At 55.1% G+C, this 16,182-nt stretch carries 13 protein-coding genes; 7 read left to right on the forward strand and 6 right to left on the reverse strand.

Annotated elements, in window-relative coordinates; translation table 11 throughout:
- The first annotated feature begins 9 nt into the window (after window positions 1-9).
- On the forward strand, window positions 10-1,239 hold the full coding sequence (locus tag KUO20_RS12385; RefSeq protein ID WP_235040161.1) for a nucleoside recognition domain-containing protein: 1,230 nt from the start codon (window positions 10-12) through the stop codon (window positions 1,237-1,239).
- 41 nt (window positions 1,240-1,280) lie between these two features.
- Here the strand turns inward: KUO20_RS12385 and KUO20_RS12390 are convergent, their stop codons facing one another.
- Window positions 1,281-1,496 (reverse strand): DUF2798 domain-containing protein, encoded by a 216-nt coding sequence (locus tag KUO20_RS12390; protein WP_235040162.1) that lies wholly within the window; start codon window positions 1,494-1,496, stop codon window positions 1,281-1,283.
- A 101-nt stretch (window positions 1,497-1,597) separates the two neighbouring features.
- Between KUO20_RS12390 and KUO20_RS12395 the strand changes: the two genes are divergently transcribed.
- Window positions 1,598-2,500: a LysR family transcriptional regulator gene (locus KUO20_RS12395; RefSeq protein WP_235040163.1), complete on the forward strand. Its 903-nt coding sequence runs from the start codon at window positions 1,598-1,600 to the stop codon at window positions 2,498-2,500.
- Window positions 2,501-2,557: 57 nt separating this feature from the next.
- Here the strand turns inward: KUO20_RS12395 and KUO20_RS12400 are convergent, their stop codons facing one another.
- Together KUO20_RS12400 and KUO20_RS12405 are read right to left on the reverse strand one after the other, a co-directional pair.
- Window positions 2,558-4,741, reverse strand: a complete 2,184-nt coding sequence (locus KUO20_RS12400; protein ID WP_235040164.1) for an OsmC domain/YcaO domain-containing protein — start codon at window positions 4,739-4,741, stop codon at window positions 2,558-2,560.
- Between the two features lie 175 nt (window positions 4,742-4,916).
- Window positions 4,917-5,555, reverse strand: coding sequence for a TetR/AcrR family transcriptional regulator (locus tag KUO20_RS12405; RefSeq protein ID WP_235040165.1), 639 nt, complete (start codon window positions 5,553-5,555; stop codon window positions 4,917-4,919).
- Window positions 5,556-5,643: 88 nt separating this feature from the next.
- On the opposite strand from KUO20_RS12405, the gene fabF reads away from it, so the two are divergent.
- The gene (gene fabF, locus KUO20_RS12410) at window positions 5,644-6,915 is read left to right on the forward strand and encodes a beta-ketoacyl-ACP synthase II (protein ID WP_235040166.1); all 1,272 of its coding nucleotides are present in this window, start codon (window positions 5,644-5,646) and stop codon (window positions 6,913-6,915) included.
- Between the two features lie 26 nt (window positions 6,916-6,941).
- Here fabF and KUO20_RS12415 read toward each other — a convergent pair whose 3' ends face one another.
- Window positions 6,942-7,823, reverse strand: coding sequence for an alpha/beta fold hydrolase (locus KUO20_RS12415; RefSeq protein ID WP_235040167.1), 882 nt, complete (start codon window positions 7,821-7,823; stop codon window positions 6,942-6,944).
- A gap of 54 nt (window positions 7,824-7,877) precedes the next feature.
- Window positions 7,878-8,471 (reverse strand): TetR/AcrR family transcriptional regulator, encoded by a 594-nt coding sequence (locus KUO20_RS12420; RefSeq protein ID WP_235040168.1) that lies wholly within the window; start codon window positions 8,469-8,471, stop codon window positions 7,878-7,880.
- A gap of 172 nt (window positions 8,472-8,643) precedes the next feature.
- On the opposite strand from KUO20_RS12420, the gene KUO20_RS12425 reads away from it, so the two are divergent.
- Genes KUO20_RS12425 through KUO20_RS12440 form a run of 4 tightly spaced genes read left to right on the forward strand, consistent with a single transcriptional unit; the run spans window position 8,644 to window position 15,107 of the window.
- On the forward strand, window positions 8,644-9,858 hold the full coding sequence (locus KUO20_RS12425; RefSeq protein ID WP_235040169.1) for an efflux RND transporter periplasmic adaptor subunit: 1,215 nt from the start codon (window positions 8,644-8,646) through the stop codon (window positions 9,856-9,858).
- The gene (locus KUO20_RS12430) at window positions 9,855-12,959 is read left to right on the forward strand and encodes an efflux RND transporter permease subunit (protein ID WP_235040170.1); all 3,105 of its coding nucleotides are present in this window, start codon (window positions 9,855-9,857) and stop codon (window positions 12,957-12,959) included. The genes KUO20_RS12425 and KUO20_RS12430 overlap by 4 nt, the downstream gene beginning before the upstream one ends.
- Complete coding sequence (locus KUO20_RS12435) at window positions 12,959-14,365, forward strand: ATP-binding protein (RefSeq protein ID WP_235042476.1); 1,407 nt, start codon at window positions 12,959-12,961, stop codon at window positions 14,363-14,365. Before KUO20_RS12430 ends, KUO20_RS12435 begins: the two co-directional genes overlap by 1 nt.
- 34 nt (window positions 14,366-14,399) lie before the next feature.
- Entirely contained in the window at window positions 14,400-15,107 is a 708-nt protein-coding gene (locus KUO20_RS12440) for a response regulator (protein ID WP_235040171.1), read from the forward strand.
- Here the strand turns inward: KUO20_RS12440 and KUO20_RS12445 are convergent.
- Window positions 15,104-16,054, reverse strand: a complete 951-nt coding sequence (locus KUO20_RS12445) for an alpha/beta hydrolase (protein WP_235040172.1) — start codon at window positions 16,052-16,054, stop codon at window positions 15,104-15,106. The two genes, KUO20_RS12440 and KUO20_RS12445, sit on opposite strands and share 4 nt — an antisense overlap.
- Window positions 16,055-16,182 lie beyond the last annotated feature (128 nt).

The following is a 16,182-nucleotide window of genomic DNA, read 5'->3' on the forward strand; positions in this document are numbered from 1 at the left end:
CCACCCGTCATGCTCAATGGAATTTGGTTAAGCTTCTTTATCGCTGCGTTTGTGGCGTCAATGTGGCAGTGGTTAGTGGGTGGTGACGGCGAAGTGTTCGCCCGCATAGTGCAGTCGCTTTTCGATATGGCCCGGGTGAGTGTCGATATCATTCTGGTGCTGCTCGGCACTATGACGCTATGGTTAGGATTTCTTTCGATTGCCGAAAAAGCAGGCTTGATTCGTTTGCTGGGGCGAGTACTTGATCCGCTGTTCTGTCGCTTAATGCCTGAAGTGCCTCGCGGACATCCCGCCATGGGGCTGATCAGTATGAACTTTGCAGCTAACATTTTAGGCCTGGATAACGCGGCTACGCCTATCGGCATTAAAGCCATGCACTCGCTGCAAAGCCTAAACCCCAGCTCGGAAACCGCCAGCAACGCGCAAATTCTATTTTTAGTACTTAACACCTCATCGCTAACGCTGCTGCCGGTCACCATTTTCATGTACCGCGCCCAGCAAGGCGCTGCTGATCCCACGCTGGTGTTTCTTCCTATCCTGCTCGCGACGACGGCCTCTAGTCTGGCGGGGCTTTTAGCCGTGGCCATTGTTCAACGCATAAAGCTTTGGCAGCCGGTGTTGTTGGGCTATCTTGCCGTGGCAGCGCTCTGTTTAGGCTTATTACTCACAACACTTGCGGGGATGTCAGCTCAGGCGCTGGCGGCAGCTTCCACGTTAGTGGGCAACCTTACGCTCTTTAGTATTGTGATCATGTTCCTAGTGGTAGGGGCGCTACGCGGAGTAAAGGTTTACGACGCCTTTATTGAAGGGGCTAAAGAGGGCCTAAGCTTCACTGTTACGCTGCTGCCCTACCTGATTGCCATGCTGGTCGCCGTGGGCGTACTGCGTGCCAGCGGCGTCTTGGACGCCGGGCTAAGCGGCATACGCTGGATCGTCGAAGGGTTTGGCTGGGATACTCGCTTTGTCGACGCCCTGCCCACCGCCTTTGTGAAGCCGCTTTCAGGGGGCGGCGCACGCGCCATGATGATTGAAACCATGGACACCTTTGGCGTAGACAGTTTTGCAGGGCTGTTAGCGGCTACCCTGCAAGGCAGTACCGAAACAACTTTCTACGTGCTGGCAGTGTACTTCGGCGCGGTAGGCATTACCCGTATTCGCCACGGCTTAGGCTGTGCGTTAGCGGCCGATGCGGCAGGCATTATCACGGCGATTGCGGTGTGCTACTGGTTTTTTGGGTAGGGTTATCGGCAGCCATTGTATTGAGTAGATTAAACGCGCCATCACATCTTCTCAGCTATGCGGTGAGCGACTTTATGCAGAAAGGGCCCACAGATAAAGGCGATGATGCCAGCGGCCGGCCATGCTAATAACCACGCATGCATCCAAATACCCACAAAGTCAGTATGGGCACCGATATTCACGTAGGTGACCCAGGCTGACATGATCAGCGATAGCGTGAACGACATAAGAATAGCGAAGATAATTCGGTGTTTCATGGGCGGCCCTTATTACAAATGTTTGAGTGCCTATAGATTAACAAACATCTATAAATGTAATATATGGCAATATTTGAGAATCAATTTTACATAAACGCAAAATGAAAACGCCTTCGCTTGATGACCTTAAAATCTTTGTCGTTGCTGCCAACCAGCACAGCCTGACGGCGGCTGCGGCTCAGCTTAATATGACAATTGCCACCGCTTCACGGCGCATCAGCGCGTTAGAGGCAACGCTCGGCGTAGAGCTACTGTATCGCTCAACTAAAGGCTTAACATTAACACCGCATGGTGAGTCTTATTATCGCGAGTGCGAAGAGTTAGTGTTAGCGCTCGATCAACGCATTTTAAATCTGGATCAGGCACTGCATAGCCTGAGCGGTCCGTTAAAAATCATGGCCCCGGTCAACTTGGGCAGTGGGCCGCTGGATCCGTTTTGGCAGAATTTTACGGACCGCTATCCGGACATTTCGCTGACCATCGAATTAGACAACAACACCGTCGACATTCGCGATCAGCAAGCCGATATTGCGCTGCGCTCAGGCCCTCAGAAAGACACCACTCTGATCCAAAAACACCTGGGCTATATAGAGCCCATTTTGGTGGCATCGCCAGCGATGAAGCACTCTCTACCGCGCACGATTAGCGAGCTTTCGGCCTGCCCTAGCGTTGCGGCCAACATGTTTAGCGATTGGCAACTGGTTGACAGCGAAGGCAATCAATACGCTTGCCACAAGCATCATTTCCATATCAGTAATGATATGAATGTTGTCCTAAATCTCACTCAATCAGGCGCGGGCATCGCGTTGATGCCCGCCAGTATGGTGGCTAACAGCCTGCAAACGGGTGCGTTAATACGTGTGCTGCCTAGCTGGCAGGGCCAGCATAGAGAAATCTGCTTGGTATGGCCCCACCGCCGCAGCCTTTCTGCGCGCGCCATGCTTTTCCGAGCAGAGCTAATAGAATTCCTCAGCCATCAAAGCTGGTTTCATGCGGCACAATAAAATGGCTAGCGGTATAACGCTAGCCAAGCAATCGCGATACTCGAATCCCGGTAATGTTTACATAGCAACGCTTGCCGCCCGAGCAGCGTGAAGCTTTTTATAGCTTTCAATCAAGCGCAGGTGGCGATCTAAGCCGTCTAGCTGCATGTTGGTCGGCGTTAAACCGTAAAACCGCACATCGCCATTGACTGAACCCACCACGGCCGCCATCGTCTCTTCACCAAACATCCGCGTGAAATTCGCCAGGTAGTCGTCAAGCGCCAGCTCATCATCCAGCACAATTTCCAATACCGCGTTAATTGCACGATAGAAAAGCCCGCGCTCGACGGTGTTATCGTTGTACTGCAAAAACATTTCAACGCGCTCTAAGGCGTCGTCATATTGCTTAAGTGCCAGGTTCGTCAACAGTTTCAATTCCAGAATAGTGAGCTGCCCCCACACGGTGTTTTCATCAAACTCCACGCCAATCAGCGTAATGATATCCGTATGATCATCTATCTGACTTTCTTCTAGCCGTTCCACTAAACCATTGAGCTGGCTATCATCAAGACGGTGCAGATTAAGAATGTCTTTCCGATAATCCAGCGCTTTATTGGTGTTATCCCAAATCAAATCTTCGATGGGATACACCTCTGAGTAGCCCGGCACTAGAATGCGGCAAACAGGAGCGCCCAAGTCTTCGTGCACTGCCATGTAAACTTCAGCACCCAGCTCTTCGAAAATCCCAAATAGCGTTTCGGCTTCTTCCTCATTGCTGCCGGAGAAATCCCACTCGCAGAACTCGAAATCGGGTTTAGCGCTAAAGAAACGCCAGGAAACCACGCCCACAGAGTCGATAAAGTGCTCTACAAAGTTGTTGGGCTCGGACACGGTCTGGGAGTTGAAGGTGGGGAGAGGAAGGTCATTCAACCCCTCGAAGCTGCGGCCCTGCAGCAGCTCGGTTAGGCTGCGCTCAAGCGCCACTTCAAAACTTGGATGCGCTCCGAAAGAGGCAAACACACCACCGGTACGCGGGTTCATCAGCGTGACGCACATCACGGGGAACTGCCCACCCATAGAGGCATCTTTAACGAGCACAGGAAAGCCTTGAGCCTCCAGCGCGCTAATGCCTTCCACAATGCTCGGATATTTCGCCAGCACGACTTGCGGTACATCCGGCAGGCTTAATTCCTGTTCGAGGATCTCACGTTTTACCGCTCGCTCGAAAATTTCGGAAAGACACTGCACCTGCGCTTCTACCAGCGTATTACCGGCGCTCATGCCGTTGCTCAGGAACAGGTTTTCGATCAGGTTCGAGGGGAAGTAGATTGTCTCACCGTCCGAGCGGCGGACAAAGGGCAGCGAAACAACGCCCCGCGCCTCGTTACCGGAGTTGGTATCAATCAGATTGGAACCGCACAGCTCGCGTTCGGGGTTGTAGATAGCGAGGCAGTGATCATCGAGAATCTCGGCGGGCAGTTCGTCACCCGGCCCAGGCAGAAACCACTTTTCATTGGGGTAGTGAACAAAGTCACTGTTGGCAATCTCGTCGCCAAAAAACTGATCGTTGTAGAAGAAGTTACAGCTTAAGCGCTCGATAAACTCACCCAGCGCCGAGCACAGTGCGCTCTCTTTGGTCGCCCCTTTACCGTTGGTAAAGCACATGGGAGACGCGGCGTCGCGAATATGCAGCGACCAAACATGAGGCACGATATTGCGCCAAGAGGCGATTTCAATTTTCATGCCCAGTTCCGCCAGCATCGCGCTCATATTGGCGATGGTTTGCTCTAGCGGTAAGTCTTTTCCTTCAATGTAAGTACTGCCACCTTCCGGCGCGCCCATCAGCAGCGCCTGGGCATCTTCATCAATGTTTTCGACCGTTTCAATTTGAAACTCAGGGCCGGTTTGCACCACTTTTTTAACCGTGCAGCGGTCGATAGAGCGCAGAATGCCCTGGCGATCCTTTTCAGAAATATCTTCCGGAAGTTCGACTTGGATTTTAAAGATCTGCTTATAGCGATCTTCTGGATCAACGATATTGTTCTGCGAGAGGCGAATGTTCTCGGTAGGAATATCACGCGCGTTGCAGTACACCTTCACAAAATAGGCCGCGCACATGGCGGATGACGCCAGGAAATAGTCGAAAGGACCCGGCGCCGAGCCATCCCCTTTATAGCGGATAGGCTGGTCAGAAATGACCGTAAAGTCGTCGAACTTAGCCTCTAGCCGGAGGTTATCGAGATAGTTAACTTTGATTTCCATGTGCGGGCATCCGGGGGTAATGAGTGTGCCTGGGCGGTTGAAAACCGAGCCCTAAGCGAATTGCCGCCCATTATCCAGTTTTTACCCCGTTGCGTCTTGTATGCGTTAACCCCCGCTTAACTTGCCCACCAAAATATTAATAGGCTTGTAAAAAAATCATGTGCGAGGTGGGTGATTATCCATGCAGCATATTTTCTGCTTCGTTTTCACTAACGCCCATCATTAGTAAAATTTGACGCTGCGTTGCCGTCAGCACCTGTTTGCTCTCGGCTTCTCCAGGCAAACTTTTGGCAATGGCCACAGCACCTATCAACGATGCCAATATGACCCGAGCCTTATCGGCAATCACATTACGGTCATTGGCGAAGGGCAGTTTCTTTAACTTCCCTAGCGCCATAAGACGGGTTTCGAGCATCTTTTTCATACGTGAATAAGAGGCTTCAAACAGGGTACGGATTTCTTCTTTTTCACTGCCAATCTCGTTGAAAAGTACCGCTTCCGGGCCCGGTTCATGCTTACTGACCAGTTCTTGAAGATTGCAGTAATTGGCGACCAGATCAGTCAAGTGCTGCACCGACAGCGGTCCTTTTACCAACCTTGCCGCCCGGCTTTTATCCAGCGTAAGACGTACTGACTCGTTGTAGAGCGCTTCTTTTGAAGCAAAATGCGTATAAAAGGCGCCATGGGTCATCTTTGCGAGCGTCATAATCTGGCCAATCGAGACCTTCTGAAAGCCTTTACGGGTGAATAACTCCGCAGCAGAGGCCAAAATACGCGCTTTCGTTTTCGATTTATGGCTTTGGGGATAAGGCATAGTTACCTCGTCGTATACCAATGAAATATGATCTTGATCATATCTTGTCTGGTGCTAGGGTGGCGACATCAATAACTCTGGAATCGCTATGCAATCACCTATTGTTATTACCGGCATGGGCATGGTCAGCCCGCTAGGAAACAGCGTTAACACAAGCTGGGAACGATTGTTGAAAGGCAAGTCCGGCATCCGCACGATCAGCCGCTTCGATACCAGCGACATTCCCATTAAAATTGCTGGGATAGTGCCTGAACGCAGTCATGACGCCACCGGTGGCATTGATCTGGATAGTATTGCCGACCCGAAAGAACGCCGCAAAATGGATCTGTTTAGCCTTTACGCGCTAGCAGCCGCTCATGAAGCGTTGGAACAGGCTCAGTGGCAGCCAGTCGACCTAGCCCAAAAACGTAGAACGGCCACTATTATTGGCTCGGGCATTGGCGGCTTCCCTACCATCACCCAGGCACAAAAAGCGCTTACCGAACGCGGCTATCGTAAAATATCGCCGTTTACCGTACCGGCTTTTTTAGCCAATCTGGCAGCCGGCAATCTGTCGATTCGCTATGGCTTTCAAGGCCCGCTTGGCTGCCCGGTAACGGCTTGCGCCGCGGGCCTACAGGCGATTGGCGACGGTATGCGCATTATCCGCAGCGGCGAAGCGGATGTAGCACTGGTCGGCGGGGCCGAAGCGTGTATCGATCCGCTTTCGCTGGCTAGTTTCAACGCTTTAAAAGCGGTCTCAACAGAATCAGCCACGCCGGAGCGCGCCTCTAGGCCGTTCGATAAAGCCCGTAACGGTTTTGTGATGGGCGAAGGTTCAGGCGTGATGGTGATCGAAACGCTTAATCATGCCCTTGCTCGTGGCGCGACCCCGCTGGCGGTCATCAGCGGCTATGGCACCAGCGCGGATGCACACCACATTACCGCCGGGCCAGAAGATGGTGCAGGTGCAGCCCTAGCGATTCAAGCAGCTATTGGCATGGCAGGTCTTTCCAAAGATGCCATTAGTCATATCAATGCCCACGCGACGTCCACGCCGGTTGGCGACCGCGCTGAAATCGCCTCGTTACGCAACGTCTTTGGCCCCCTGCTGCCCAACATACCGATTTCAGCCACTAAGTCGTCTACAGGCCACCTGTTAGGGGCCGCCGGAGGTATAGAAAGCATTTTTTCTGTCATGGCCGCGATGACCGACCAGCTGCCGCCAACCATTAACCTTGAGCACTGCGACGATGAGATGCAGGACTTGAATTTTGTAACCGATAGCCCGCGTAATCACGCTACCCAGCATGTACTGTGCAATGGATTTGGCTTTGGCGGCGTTAACGCAGCGCTGATTATCAGCAAGATCAAGAGCTAAGACTTGAAGAACTAGGTTTTGCAGAGCTAGGCCTTAAGCAAAAACGGCAGAGCTTCTTCAAGCAGCATCTCAGGAATCTCTTCAGCAATATAATGGCCGCAGGGAAGCGGCTTGCCTTCAACGTGAGTGGCCACTTTGCGCCATTCGCCCAGGGCATCAAAACAGGCCTCGATAGCCCCTTCAGCTGCCCACATCACTTTCAGTGGGCAGCTCAGCTTAACGCCCAAATCAATGTCCGCCTGGTCGTGGACTAAATCGATCGTGGCACTAGCGCGGTAGTCGCCGCAAATGCCGGTGGCGGCACCGGGCAGTGATAAACAGCGTTCGTATTCAGCCAACGCTTCGGCTGAAAAAGGCGCCATACCGGCGCTGCGCGCGCCCATAACGCTTTTAAGGTATTGGGCGGGGTCGCTGCTAATCAGCATTTCTGGCAGCGGCTGAGGGCGAATAAGAAAGAACCAGTGCCAGTAAGAGCGCGCAAAGGCCTCTGACGTGCCGCGATACATAGCAAGCGTGGGCGCAATATCCAGCAGCACCATCCGCGTTACTCGCAAGGTATGGTCAACGCCTAGCCGATGAGCAACGCGGGCCCCACGGTCATGTGCCAGCACGCTAAAGCGCTCAAAGCCCAATGCCGTCATGAGCTCCGCCATGTCGTTCGCCATTGTCCGCTTGGCGTAATTGACGTGTTCAGCATCGTCATCCGGCTTACTGCTATCGCCGTAACCACGCAGATCGGCCGCTACCACCGTAAAATGCTGGGCAAGCGACGCCGCTATTTTATGCCAAATCATATGGGTTTGCGGATGACCGTGAAGCAACAGCAGCGCAGGGCCACTGCCGCCCATGCGAAAGGTAATGTCTACGCCGTTAACGTGGCGATGATGTTTTTCAAAACCTTGAAACATAGCGGGCTCCCCTGTTTGACGGCTAACGAGGCTTACAAAGACGATAACGCAGCGTTATGGTGCTGGGCGGATCAGCACCTGTTGAAATAAAATCTTTTCAAACAGATCCATAGGTTCGACGGACTTCAGCGTCTTGGCGCGTAAAATAGCGCCTTCCCAGCCGGTTAAGATAAAGCTTGCTAACGCTTCAGGCGCCGTATGGACTGCAATGTCTCCGCTCGCCTGGGCATCTTGTAAGCAACGTGCAAACCGCTGTTCCCAGCGCTGAAATACAAGGTTTAGCGCATCACGGAAGGTATCGCTTTGGCCTGAAAGCTCTTGACCAAGATTACCAATCAAACAGCCCGTGGCGTAATCGCACTCATGCATATAGTCGCGACCTGATGCAAAATAGCGCCTAAGCCGCTCTAAAGGCGGCGTGTTGCTATCTTCCAGGAGCGTCACTAGCGAGGCGTCATACGTCGAAGCAAAGCGCTCAATCACCGCCAGCCCAAACTCTTCTTTACTTGAGAAGTAGTGATAAAAAGAGCCCTTAGGCACGCCGCACGTTTTTAAAACGGCATTAATGCCCGTTGCGTTGTAGCCTTGCTGGCTGATCAGTTGGGCGCCACTATCAATCAACTTGTCGCGCGTTGCGGTATTTTTCATACGTTTAAAGTAGACCAGTGAGTCTATTGATACCAAATGAATGTGAATTAGCTATCAATTGCATGGTATTTGCACATTGCTTGACTAATCGCTGCTTAACAATGCGTGATGCTAGCATCATACGCTCATTTTTCTGGAATTTTCGCTCTTAGCACATGGATAACGCGCGGTAATGACCTCAACACGCTCCTTCTCGTCGTCTCATTCTTCTTATCAGCAAGGCCGTATTCGCCTGGGTGCCGTGGTTGCGTTACTGATTCTTGTCGGCACCTGCGTGCTCGCCTGGTGGATTATGACTCAGCCACCGCGCATTGAGCGTACCGTGCCACCGGAACCATTGCCCAGCATGGTAGATGTGATTAGCGTTTCTGCGAGTACCCAGGCGCCCCATCTATATGGGTTTGGTCGCGTCGAAGCAGAGCAAGAAACCATGCTGGCCAGCCGCGTGGCCGGCCAGCTTGAGCGCTTTGCACCCGACGTTGTGCCTGGCCAAGTCGTCGAGCAGCAGGCGCCGGTCGCCTATATTGATCAAGCCGATCTCGCGCTTACGCTGGAGGATGCGCAGGCGCAGCTAACCAATGCCCAGGCTCTGCTGTCACTAGAACAGGCAGAGCAACAGCGCGCTCGCAGCGAATACGAATCTTTTGGCCGCCAGCTTTCTGCCGAGCGCCGTGCGCTGGTTCTGCGAGAACCGCAGTTGCGCCAAGCCCAGGCGCAAGTGATCCAGGCGCGTGTGGTCCGAGACCAGGCAGCGTTAAACGTTGAGCGCGCCACGCTGGTGGCCCCTTGGCGCGCCATGGTACAAGCGCGCTTAGTGGGTGCCGGCAGCCTGCTTAGCCAGGGGACGGAGGTAGTGCACTTAGTGGGCGTTGAGCAATTTTGGGTACGCGCTTCCCTGCCCGGTGAGTGGACTGAGTGGTTGGAAACAGGCAGCCAGATTACCTTAACCAGCCGCGGCTGGTCTGAAGACGCGACGCGTGAAGGCACCTTAGTATCGGTGCTCCCCAGCCTGGAAGAAAACGGTTTACAGGCACAGCTATTAATCGCCGTTAACGACCCGCTCGCACTAGAAAGCGATGGCCCTGCCCTGCGCCTGGGTGATGTTCTGCGGGTTTCATTTCAGCCAACGATTCAACGCCAGCTCATTTCAGTGCCCTCTGCCGCGCTGCGCCCAGGCGATATCGTCTGGCAGGTAGATGAGGAGAATCGTCTTCGCCGCACACCGGTGACCCTGGCTTATCGCGGAGAAGATGATGCCTTGATCCGCAGCGGCCTGAGCGCCGGTCAGCGGGTAGTTACCGCAGGCTTAGCCCAGCCCCGCGAAGGCCAGCTAGTGCGCATCCGTCGCCCCAGCGACACGCCGGATCAAGAGGGAGACGGGTCATGAAAACACCGCGTGGCCCACTGGCATGGATGGTCGATCACGGGGTAGCGCCTAACCTGCTCATGGTGCTGTTCATTGTCGGCGGCTTAATGGCCTCGCTGGCGATTAAGAAAGAAGTCTTCCCTGAGTTTGATATTGAAGTCGTGCAAGTGTCTATCAGCTACCCAGGTGCGACGCCTGAAGACGTTGAGCAGAGCCTGCTGCTGCCGATGGAAGCCGCGATTGCCAATGTAGAAGGCATTGACGAGCTGACCGCGACAGCCAGCGAAGGCAGCGCCAACGTCAGCGCCTCGCTAATTGATGGTGTTGACGTGATGCGCGCCTATCAAGAGATTCAGCAGGCGGTGAATGCCATCACCACCTTGCCCAGTGCCGCCGATCCACCGCGATTTACCCTCGCGGGGGGCTCGCGTAGCGTATTGAGCCTGCAGGTCTATGGCCGAGTGGGCCTAGAGGCGCTGCACGACGCCGCTGAAGACATACGCGGCGAACTACAGGCGACCGAGGGTATCTCTCGCGCAGAGCTATCGGGTAATCGCGAGCGAGAGATTCAAGTTCATCTGGATGAAGAAGCTATCGAGCGCTATGGCCTGGATCATCAGCAGCTAGCCACTCGCATTGGTGAAGAGGCACTTGACCTTGCCAGCGGCCAGCTGACGACGGCCGAAGGCGAATGGCTTATTCGCTATCAGGGCCGGCGTAACAGCGCCGAGGCCTTCGCCGAGCTGCCCATTCTGACCAGCGCACAAGGATCGCCCATTACGCTGGGCGACATTGCGAACGTCAGTGACGGCTTCGCCGAGACCGACCGCGAAGAGTTTTATAACGGTCAACCCGGGCTATCCGTGGATGTTTACCAAATTGGCGATCAAACCCCGACCAGTATCTCAGAAGCGGTTAACGGTGAGCTTGAGCGTTTACGCTTAGACCTGCCGGAGGGCGTCAGCCTTGAGATTTCTCGCGACAACTCAGAGGTTTACGAAGCCCGCCTTAGCCTGCTGTTAAAAAACGCCTGGATGGGGCTTGCGCTGGTACTCGTGCTCATGGCGCTTTTTTTGGAAGCCCGCCTGGCATTCTGGGTCACGCTGGGTATTCCAACGGCGTTTCTAGGTGCCATGCTGTTTCTGCCCTGGATCGGCGTGTCGCTGAATATGATGTCGATGTTCGCCTTTATCATCGCCCTGGGCATTGTGGTGGATGACGCCATCATCGTCGGCGAGAATATCTATAGCTACCGTGAAGAAGGCTATTCACTGCGCGATGCGGCGGTTAAAGGGGCTAGCGAAATTGCCACGCCGCTGACGTTCGCCATTCTTTCTAATATCGTCGCGTTTCTGCCACTGCTGTTTTTACCCGGCTTTCTGGGGCTTATTTTTGCGACGGTACCGGTCGTTGTCGTCACGGTGTTTTTAATTTCCTGGCTGGAAGCGCTGGTGATTCTTCCCGCGCACCTCGCGCATAGCCGCAAGCCGCGCAATACGCCTGCGTGGCAGCGCCCATTAGAAGCACTTCGCCAACGCCTTCAAGGCGGTTTGCACCATTTCACCTATCATCAGTTTGAGCCATTTCTCCAGCGTGCCCTTAACCAGCGTTTGCTCAGCATTGCGCTGGGCATTGCGGTACTGTTGGTCGCCCTTTCCTGGGCAATGAGCGGGCGTTTAGGGTTTTCCCTCATGCCCCGCGTCGAGTCAGATCAGGTGCAGGCGACGGTCACACTGCCGATTGGTAGCAATATCAGCATCAGTCGTGAACTCAGCCAGCAGCTTCTCGACGCCGCAGAGCAGCTTAGCGAACGCGAAGAAACGCTCAGTTTTGGCAGCTCGCGCAGCCGCCTGGATGGTGAAAGCCTAGAGGTTCGTCTCGACATTGCCAGTGAAAGCCTTGAGGCATGGCCGCCATCGCGAATCGCCCGCGAGTGGCGCGACCTAACCGGCGATTTATTAGGCGCTCAATCGGTGCGCTTTGAAGCCGATGTAGGCGGCCCCGGCAGTGGGGCGGCACTCAGCCTGCGACTTTCACACCCCAATACACAGGTGCTTGAAGCCGCCGCAGAACGGTTAGCCGAAACGCTGAGCGGCTATGGGCTGACCGACATCGATAGCGGCCTGGGCGACGGTAAACCCCAGTTAGAAATACGCCTTTCATCAGAGGGGCGCTCGCTGGGCCTCACCGGCAACAACTTAGCCCAGGCGCTGCGCGGCCCCTTGCAGGGCGCGACCGCCCTAGAGCAATACGTAGGGCGTAGCGAAATTAGCGTTGAGGTACGCCTACCGAACACTAATCGCGACAGCTTGAACGCGCTCTACCGCATGCCGGTACGCACCCCTGACGGGTTGAGCGTGCCCCTGTCTCGCGTTGCAGATATCACCATTAGCCAAGCCTCCAGCAGTCTTGAGCGCATTAACGGGCGGCGTATTATTACCGTCACTGCGGACTCTGAAAACGACCTTGCCATTAACCAGGTGCTCGCCACGTTACAAGAAGAGGTGTTCCCCACGTTGGAAGCTACCTGGCCGGGACTAGAGGTCAGCATGGGCGGTCGCCAGCAGGACACCGCCGACAACTTAGCCACGCTAAAAACCTCCATGTGGTTAATGATTGCCGCGCTCTATGCGCTGCTGGCTATCCCGTTTAGAAGTTATTCGCAGCCGCTTCTAGTACTGGCAGCGATTCCCTTTGGCATCGTCGGGGCGGTGGCCGGCCATATGATCATGGGCTTTGGGCTTTCCATTATTAGCCTGCTGGGAATGCTCGCACTTTCCGGCGTTGTCATCAACGATGCGCTGGTGCTGATCGACTACGCCAACCGCAAGCGCCGCGAGGGAATGGCGGCCAGAGAAGCCATTGTGGCCGCGGCCACGCGGCGACTCCGCCCCATTATGATGACCACGTTGACGACATTTCTGGGGCTGGCACCGATGATTCTAGAAACGTCACGACAGGCGCGCTTCATGATCCCGATGGCGATCTCGCTAGGCTTTGGCATGCTGTTTGCCACCGCTATTTTGCTAATTCTGGTGCCCTGCCTCTACCTAGGCATGGAAAATGTCCGAGAACGGCTGAGTGCGCCACGTCAGCCTAGCCAAGCAGGAGGCACTCAGTGATGGCACTGCATGGGCCTCTTCGTCAATGGCGCCCTTCCCGGCTGGGGCTAAAACTATTTGCGATTATTCTGAGCGTCAATGTGGCCATCTCAGCAAGTATGTTTATGGCGGTTTCCTACAGCATTGACCGCGGCTTTTACGATTATCTCAACCAAGCGCAAGAGCGGAGGGCAACGCTCCTGGCAGACGGCCTCGTCACTCGCTGGGAGACCCAAGAGAGCTGGGAATGGTTGGAGCAATCCCCGGAACGCTGGGCATCTATTGTGCGTTTTGAGCTGGGCCAAGAGCATCAAGACCGCCCCTCTCCGCTTGGTGAAGCGCGGGATTTTGCGCTACGTAATGCTGATGGCCGTTTTTTAGTGCCTGCCAATGGCGGTCGCGCAGGCTCGGGCAACTGGCATTGGCTGAACCTGAGCAGCGGCGAGGAAGCGATTGGCGCGCTGGGCTTTCGCCCCCCTCGCGAGATGATGGAGCGTATGGAAAGCCGCTTCCTTGAGCGCCAACAGCGCAATCTTATCCTGATCGTAATATCGCTATGTATGGCTTCTCTACTGCTCGCGGGCGGCTTGTCCTGGTGGTTAGGGCGACGTACGCGGGCACTGGCGGGTGCCACGCTGCGTCTGACCGAAGGTGATTATACGACTCGGCTACCTGAGCGTGGCCGCGATGAGCTGTCACGCCTGGCGCGAGATTTCAACGTGCTTGCCGCGACGCTGGAAGCCAGCCGCGATGCCCGGGCGCGCTGGGTGTCCGACACGGCGCACGAACTGCGCACGCCGTTGGCCGTCCTGCGCGGGGAAATTGAGGCTATGCAGGACGGCATCCGCCCTCTCAACCAGGAGAACCTCAGCTCGCTGGCTCAAGAGGTTAGTCAGTTGGAACGCCTAGTCACGGACTTGCGCCTACTGTCGCAAAGCGATGCAGGCGCGCTGGATATCCAGCTTGCGCCGATGGACCTGAGTGACTGCCTTGCCAGCCGCCTCGCCGACGCCGACCGCTGGTTAATGGACAGTGGCTTAACGCTGACGGAGCAGATCGCGCCTGGCATAATGGTTCGTGGCGATGCCCAGCGCTTGCATCAGCTCTGGAACAACTTGTTGGATAACAGCTGCGCCTACACCCAACCACCGGGAGAGCTGCGCGTTACGCTCACCGCGCAGCAGGGGTTCGCAATCGTTACCTGGGAAGACAGTTCGCCCGGCGTACCCGAAGGCGAACTGGCGCGCTTAACCGAGCGGCTGTACCGTGTAGAGGGGTCGCGTAACCGGTCCAGCGGCGGCAGCGGTTTAGGCCTGTCAATTGCCAGTGCGCTAATCAACGCCCACGGGGCAACGCTGACGCCCTCCGCTTCTACGCTGGGCGGGCTGCGCTGGACACTGCGCTTTCCTCTGCTGACCTCTCATTAACAGGCTTTCACCCTCACTGCTAAGCGAGTTCCCTATGTCTCACGATGCGTCTCACGCGGCCTCTTTGCTGATTGTTGAGGATGAACCCAAAATTGCTCGCCTGATGGCGGACTACTTAACCACGCATGGCTTTTCGGTCACGACCTTAGCCCACGGCGATGAAGTTATGCCATGGCTAGCACAGCATTCCCCGGCGCTTGTGCTGCTCGACATTATGCTGCCAGGCAAAGACGGCCTGACGCTTAGCCGAGAGATTCGCCAGCACTGGCCGACCATTGCGATCATTATGGTGACCGCTAAGGTAGAAGAGGTCGACCGCTTGCTGGGCTTAGAGTTAGGCGCTGACGACTATATCTGCAAACCGTTCAGCCCCCGTGAAGTGGTCGCCCGTGTCAAAGCCGTGCTTCGCCGTAGCCAAGCAGCGGCAAACGCCCCTGCCGACGTTCAGCATGCACCGGTCGTGTTAAATGAAGATGGCTGGCAAGCGCTCGCTTACGGGCAAGATTTAGGGCTCACCGCGGTGGAGTTTCAATTACTGCGCGTGATGATGCAGGCGCCGGGACGTATTTTCAGCCGCGAGCAGCTAATGGATCACATGTACCGTGATAACCGCATCGTCTCAGAGCGCACCGTGGACAGCCACATCAAGAAACTGCGTAAGAAAATCCACGAAGCGCTGCCCGAACTGGAAATCATCCGCTCAGTCTATGGCGTCGGCTATAAGTATCAGCCAGAAGGTTAAGGATTTACCTGCCGATTAAGAAATTTGATGCCGGCATCAATAGCGCCGCCGCGTAGTAAGAAGCTTGCTATGTGGCCTCTAAAGCTTTGCAGATAAAGCTCGCTCTCGACGTTGTTGTCCTGCAGCGCTTGATAGAAGTCTGTGCCGTGGTCTACCGGCACGAGGCGATCCCACTTGCCGTGGAATATAAAAAACGGCGGAGCCTGCGGGGTAATATGGTAAATGGGCGACGCTAGGCGATATGCCTCGGGTTCTTCGGCTCGCGTGCCGCCGATAAAGTCCACCACTAAAGGCCCGTCATCGAATTTAAGCAGATCGCTTGGCAACCCTCCCGCCAACACCGCGGCTAACCGACTCTGCTCGCCGCCGTAAGGCTCGGCCAGCGGCCCTTCAACGCCAGCCAGCGCCAGCAGGCTCACCAAATGCGCTCCCGATGAGTATCCAACCCCTACGATGCGGTCAGTATCCACCTGCCATTCTTCGGCGTTGGCATGGATCCACGCCATTGCCTGCTGCAAATCGTACAGCTGGGTAGGAAAGCGATACTCCGGCACAAAGCGATACTCAATGTTAACCGCCACATAGCCTTGCCCTGCCAACTGTTCGGCAATGCCTTGCATATCTTCCGGCGTACGATTTCGCCAGCCACCACCGTGAACCAATAAGGCGGCTGGGCGTAGGTCGCTAGTCGATTCATCGGGCAAATAGACATCCGCCTTTAGCGCCTGCGGCCAATCAACCGGCGTGTAGGTCCGTGGCGTCAAACGCGTAAAGGGCTGGGGTTCATGCAGCGTACCACTCTCAACGGCGGACTCATTTTGACCCACATGCTGAGAAGTGCTGCAGCCACTCAGCAGCAAAGCAAGCGCACCCAGACCGGTTACTCGACATAGCGCGGTGAACGCGCAGCGCGGCTGCCACACGCGAGATAGCTTGATTCTCGACATTATGCTTCTCCTTAATGAATGTTGTCCCTGTCTACTCTTGACGATCGACTACTGGCTATGACCTGTCGCAAGCCAATAAGATCATGATTGTTGCACACTAACTGCAAACAGTTTGCACTACACCTAGT

The sequence above is a fragment of the Vreelandella profundi genome, from assembly GCF_019722725.1.
Taxonomy (GTDB): Bacteria; Pseudomonadota; Gammaproteobacteria; order Pseudomonadales; family Halomonadaceae; genus Vreelandella; species Vreelandella profundi.